The 5,511-nt window shown below is 64.7% G+C and carries 5 protein-coding genes; 3 read left to right on the top strand and 2 right to left on the bottom strand.

Going from position 1 to position 5,511, the window contains the following annotated elements; translation table 11 throughout:
• A partial coding sequence (locus tag FVW27_RS06750; protein ID WP_167123802.1) for an HAD family hydrolase occupies positions 1–478 on the bottom strand: 478 nt, incomplete at its 3' end.
• Between the two features lie 628 nt (positions 479–1,106).
• Here FVW27_RS06750 and FVW27_RS06745 point away from each other — a divergent pair.
• The 3 genes from FVW27_RS06745 (at position 1,107) to FVW27_RS06735 (ending at position 4,168) form a co-directional block, all read left to right on the top strand.
• On the top strand, positions 1,107–2,354 hold the full coding sequence (locus tag FVW27_RS06745; RefSeq protein WP_012613102.1) for a sulfite exporter TauE/SafE family protein: 1,248 nt from the start codon (positions 1,107–1,109) through the stop codon (positions 2,352–2,354).
• Between the two features lies 1 nt (position 2,355).
• A complete protein-coding gene (locus FVW27_RS06740) occupies positions 2,356–3,075 on the top strand; it encodes a hypothetical protein (RefSeq protein ID WP_167123800.1) in 720 nt (239 codons plus the stop codon).
• A gap of 376 nt (positions 3,076–3,451) precedes the next feature.
• Positions 3,452–4,168: a superoxide dismutase gene (locus tag FVW27_RS06735; protein WP_167123798.1), complete on the top strand. Its 717-nt coding sequence runs from the start codon at positions 3,452–3,454 to the stop codon at positions 4,166–4,168.
• A gap of 286 nt (positions 4,169–4,454) precedes the next feature.
• Here FVW27_RS06735 and FVW27_RS06730 read toward each other — a convergent pair.
• Positions 4,455–5,511 (bottom strand): PEP-utilizing enzyme (locus FVW27_RS06730; RefSeq protein WP_243838260.1); only part of this gene is annotated, 1,057 nt, incomplete at its 5' end.

The raw sequence follows: 5,511 nt of genomic DNA, 5'->3' as shown, positions 1-5,511 counted from the left end.
CCCCGGCCACCACGGCGAACGGCCCCAGCGGCCCGTCATCGGTGACTGGTGAGCCGCCTGGGGCGGCAGCCGCGCCGCTGTCCGCACCGTTGAAGAAGCTGCCCACCATCAGCCGGGTGAAGGCGTGCGGCTTGTTGGACAGCACGCCCAGCGGCAGCCCGGCGGGGGCCAGCGCGGCCAGCAGTTCGCGGATTCCGGGATACGGCGCGCTCTTGGCCGACCAGCGCGCGCCATATTCGTCGCGCATGCGGGCCACCAGGGCGGCCACGGCCCGTTCGGTGGCGGCTCCCGGGGTGCCGGGTGGCAGCGCCCGGCGGAACAGGGTTTCCACCCCGTCGCCAACGAACTGGCGGTAGGCGTCCACGGGGTGTGCGGAAAACCCCTGGGCCACCAGGCAGGCATTGGCCGCGTCGGCCAGATCCTCCAGCGTGTCCAGCAGGGTACCATCCAGATCGAAGATGATGGCGTGTATGGGCATGGTGCTCACGTAGCGCGTCCGGCCCGGTCTGTACAGGACCAAGGGCCGGGCCCCCCGTTCGCGGGGCTGACGGGACCGGATGCCTGGCGGCCTGACCGGACCGGCCACGCGGGCGCACGGCCGCCCTCTCCGTAACCACCCGGACGCCAGATTCCTTGCTGCCGTGTAAAAAAAGCTGACACCCGGCCTTGCTACCGGACGGCGGGCACGAACCGCAATCCGAACGGGGCGCCACACTACACGTATTCAACTTTTATTACATGATATTTTACAAAACAGCCGCCACGACCACGCAAAAGAAAGACTCCGCATTGCGGTGGCCTCCCGGGCGGACGGCGGCAGTCGCCCCCCCCACAAGGCGACGTCCGTGGCCGCTTTGCGAGGGGAGCGCAAAAATTCCGGACAGCGGCAGACCCGGGGCAGGCCCGTTTCCGCAACCGGGGCAGTCCCGCACGGCACTCCACGGAATATATTCTTTATTTTCAGTGTAATACAGAAGACACCTTGCGTTCGCCCCTTTTGGCACAACCGTTGCTAATTCCCGGGCGCCCACTGTGCCGCAAGGGGTGCACGGGGGCGGAGGCTGGGTAAAGGGTATGCATCACGCATCGCGTTTCACGGAGGAACCATGAGCTTTCCAAGACAAGTCTTCGAATTCCTGAAGGCGAGTTCCATCGCCCACGCACAGTGGGATATCGAGGTCTCCACGTCCATCATCAAGAACCGGAAGAAGCTGATCATCCTCGGCATCCTGCTGCTGCCGATCCTGATGTTCAGCTTTGCCGAGGCGGGCTCCATGCTGGGCAGCAAGACCGCCTACGCGCCCGCGTTCTACTCCACCAAGATCTTCCTGGTGTCCATCGCGGTGGGCCTGGCCGCCGGCCTCATCACCGGCTGCATAGGCGCGGGCGGCGGCTTCATCATCACGCCCGCCCTCATGGCCGCTGGGGTCAAGGGCATCCTGGCCGTGGGCACCGACCTGTTCCACATCTTCGCCAAGGCCATCATGGGCACCACGGTGCACAAGAAGCTGGGCAACGTGTCGGTGAAGCTGGCCATCGCCTTCCTGGTGGGGTCGGGCGCGGGCACGTTCATCGGCGGGGCCATCAACAAAGGCCTGTACAACAAGGACCCGCTGCTGTCCGAAATGTTCATCAGCTCCATCTACGCGGTGCTGCTGGGCTTCCTGGGCTTCTACGCCCTGTTCGACTTCATCAAGTCCAGCCGTTCCGGCGGCGGCGGTGATGCCCACGGCGGCAGCAGCGGCGCTACGGGCCTGTCCGTCAAGTTGCAGGCCATGAACGTGCCCCCCATGATCACCTTCGACGAAGACCTCGTGCCCGGCGGCCGTCGCATCTCCGGCTGGATCGTCGCCGCGGGCGGCGTGGTGGTGGGCATCCTGGCGGCCATCATGGGCGTGGGCGGCGGCTTCATCACCTTCCCCATGTTCGTGTACATCTTCGGCGTGTCGTCCATGACCACCGTGGGTACCGACATCCTCCAGATCATCTTCACCGCCGGTCTCGGCGCCATCGCCCAGTACGCCATCTACGGCTACGTGTTCTACACCCTGGCCATGGGCATGCTGATCGGCTCGCTCCTGGGCATCCAGGTGGGCGCGCTGACCACCAAGGTGGTCAAGGGCATCCACATCCGCGGCTTCTACGCCATGTCGATCATCGCGGGCTTCATCAACCGCGTGGCCACCCTGCCCAAGAAGATGGTGGAGCTGGAAATGATCTCCATGTCCAAGGAACTGGTGAACAACATCGAGTTCGTGGGCAACATCGTGTTCTGGGTGGTGGTTGCCATCTTTGGTGCCTGGGTGTTCGGCAAGTTCTTCGCCAACATCGGCAAGCTGAGAGCGGAGGCGTAACATGCTTATCCATAGCAAGAGCAGTTTCATGAAGGGCCTGCTGCTCATGGGCTCCTTCTGCGCGGTTTTCTTCATGATCTTCATGCCGCTCTTCCCCGGTGACGGCGGCAAGGCCATGAACGGCCTGGAATACTCGGACGACCTGTTCAACAAGCTGTCCAAGGGCTCGTCCTACTTCATCCCCGAAGTGCAAAAGCGCGTCGATCCGCTGAAGGGCAAGACGGTTGAAGTGGCCTACACCTCCAAGAAGGCCGAAGACGCCGCCAAGGTGTTCGCCGCTGCCGGCATCACCGCCACCGCCGACGGTGCCACCCTGAAGGTGCAGGGCGACCTGGGCACCCTGCTTGCCGCCGCCGTGGCCGACGCCGACGCCATGTACAAGAACGACGGCAAGGCCGTTGCCGCGCGCTACGCGGGCATGGACCACATGGTGGTCATGGAAGCCTGGTGGGAAGGCCTGAACCCCATGATCAAGGCCCTGCAGAAGAACAAGATGGTGGAAGAAGCCAACGTGGTGGACGCGGTGCTGAAGCGCGCCGTTGAAACCGGCTACAACTTCTACGGCATCCCCGCCGCCAAGGTCATGGACAAGATGGGCGTGATGGTCGGCCTGCTGATCTTCTACGTGCTGTATACCGTGTGGTACGGCTTCGCCATCTTCGAACTGTTCGACGGCATCGGCCTGACCATGAAGAAGTCCAAGATCAAGCAGGAAGCCTAGCGCACGCCGCACCGGCGTCGTCGGCCACTGCCTGACGGGCATGCTCTCTTGACGACCACGGCCCCCCGCACCTGTGCGGGGGGCCGTTCCGTTTTCCGGACGCGATTCGCCACGCGCCCCCGCGTCCCGCCAGTTGCCCGCAGCAGCCGCCTGCCACGCACCACACCTGCCTGTTGCACCATGTACACGTTGTGCTATGGTGACGGTAATCGCCCGCACCCCCGGCCCTTGCCGGGTTCTCCGCCTTCCCTGCGCACCCTGCGGGCCTCGGCATCCGGTATCCACGGGGCCTGCATGTGCCCCGTTCCGCCGCACCGTCCCCGTTTCACACTCCGGGGGCTCGGCGCGGCCCACCTTCATCCGCAAGGAGAACGCCATGCCGTCCAGCTTCACCCGTCGCTGCTTCATGTCCCTGTGCGCCTCGGCAGCCGTCGTGGCCGCCGGCACCCGCCTGCTGGGCCCCACCGTTGCCCACGCCGCCGACGCTCCCGACGCCTTTCCCATGCCGCCGCTGCCCTACCCTGAAAACGGTCTGGAGCCCGCCATCAGCGCGCGCACCATCTCGTTCCACTATGGCAAGCACACGGCCGCCTACTACGGCAACCTGAACAAGGCCGTGGCAGGCACTCCCATGGCCACCATGAAACTGGAAGACGTCATCAAATCCGTGGCGGGTGACCCGGCCAAGGCCGGGCTGTTCAACAACGCCGCCCAGTCCTGGAACCACACCTTCTACTGGGCAGGCATGAAGCCCGGCGGCGGCGGCATGCCCCCCGCCAAGGTGGCCGACGCCCTGTCCGCCGCCTTCGGCTCCGTTGACGCCTGCATTACCCAGCTTTCCGACGCCGCCAAAACCCAGTTCGCCAGCGGCTGGGCCTGGCTGGCCAAGGGCCGCGAAAACGGCAAGGACGTGCTGAAGGTACTGAAGACCGGCAACGCCGAAAATCCCATCACCCAAGGCTATACCCCCATCCTCACCATCGACGTGTGGGAACACGCCTACTACCTGGACTACCAGAACAAGCGCCCCGACTACGTCCAGGCCTTCTTCGACAAGCTGGTGAACTGGGACGAAGTGGCCAAGCGGTTGTAGACCCGCATTTACTGACTATTCCCAAAAAGGAAACCGGGGAGGGGACCTTTTGAAAAAGGTCTCCCTCCCCGGCCCCCTCCCCCCCAAACTTTTTGTTAGGGGGGGAGGGGTTTTTTATGCGTAGTGCACACGCAGTTGCCATGGCGTAACATGAGCATCCGACTAGAATTACAAACCCCACCCAATTGAAAAGTTTTGGAAGATAGGGGTCCGGGGAAAGAAACCTTTTTTAAAAGGTTTCTTTCCCCGGTTATTCCCCGTTCAATCTCTTTAAGAAATCAGATGACTACCCGGCGACAGGGGCGATCCTGGCGAGGTCGGCGGCGATGCGGTCGCGGATGGGGCCGAACACGCGTTCGTTGTGGGCCACCATGTCGATCTGGCGGGTATGGATGAGCAGGTAGCCCACGCCGCGCACCAGGGTGAGGATGCGCTCCTTGGGCAAGCCTTCGAGGGAGGCGAACAGGGCGTCGTCCTTGACGTCTGCGCGGAAGCCGCGTGCTTCCAGCACCTCGCCCACGAAACGGGCGCGCAGGGTGCGGCGGTCGGCGCTGGCGGCACCGCCCTTGAACTGGAAGGTCACGTAGTTTTCGTGCGGGTTGTCGGCGGCCATGGCTTCCACGGTGCAGAAGTGGTAGCCGAAGCGCGCCTGAAGATTGCAGTAGTCGCGCGAGATCATGAGAAAGTTGCGGTTGGCCAGGGTGGTGGCGGCGGTGGGTTCCAGGTCCGGGTTCACGGTGGATTCCATCATGACGGACAGGAACCCGCGCGCGTCAGTGGCAGGCGGCCCGGCCCAGGGCACGGCGGTCATGCCGTCCCACAGGGCCAGCATGGGCGCGGAGGCGATGTCGGCCAGATCCACCACGGGGCCGGGCACAGGCTTGCGGAACCCGCCGTCGATGTCCAGCAGCCAGTATTGCAGCTTGGTGCCGTTGACCCGCAACTGCTTGCCCAGACGCTGGGTGCCGGAGCCGGTGGCGCCCATGTGATCGGACACGCCAAACAGCACCTCCACGGACTTCTCGTGGCAGAAGCGGGTGATGTCGTGCAGGGTGCGGCAATGGGCGGGGGCGAACTGTGGCGACTCCGGGTCCAGCAGGTTCAGGGGCAGCACCAGCCGCGCGGCTTCGGACAGCGCGGTGTGCACGGGGCTACCCTCCATAAGGTTGCGGCGCGGGGCGTGGCCCAGAATATCTTCGATGCGGCCGGGGTGCACGCGGCGGTTGTCCGCGTCCACGGTGACGATGCCCGCATGCTCCAGAAGTTCGGCGGCGCGGGGCAACCCGAACAGGGCGGGCACGCCGTACTCGCGGGCCACGCTGGCCAGGTGCCCGGCGGCACCG

This window comes from Nitratidesulfovibrio liaohensis (assembly GCF_011682075.1).
Classification (GTDB): domain Bacteria; phylum Desulfobacterota; class Desulfovibrionia; order Desulfovibrionales; family Desulfovibrionaceae; genus Cupidesulfovibrio; species Cupidesulfovibrio liaohensis.
Note: the sequence above shows the minus strand (reverse complement) of the source record. Positions and strands in the feature narration are given on the sequence as shown.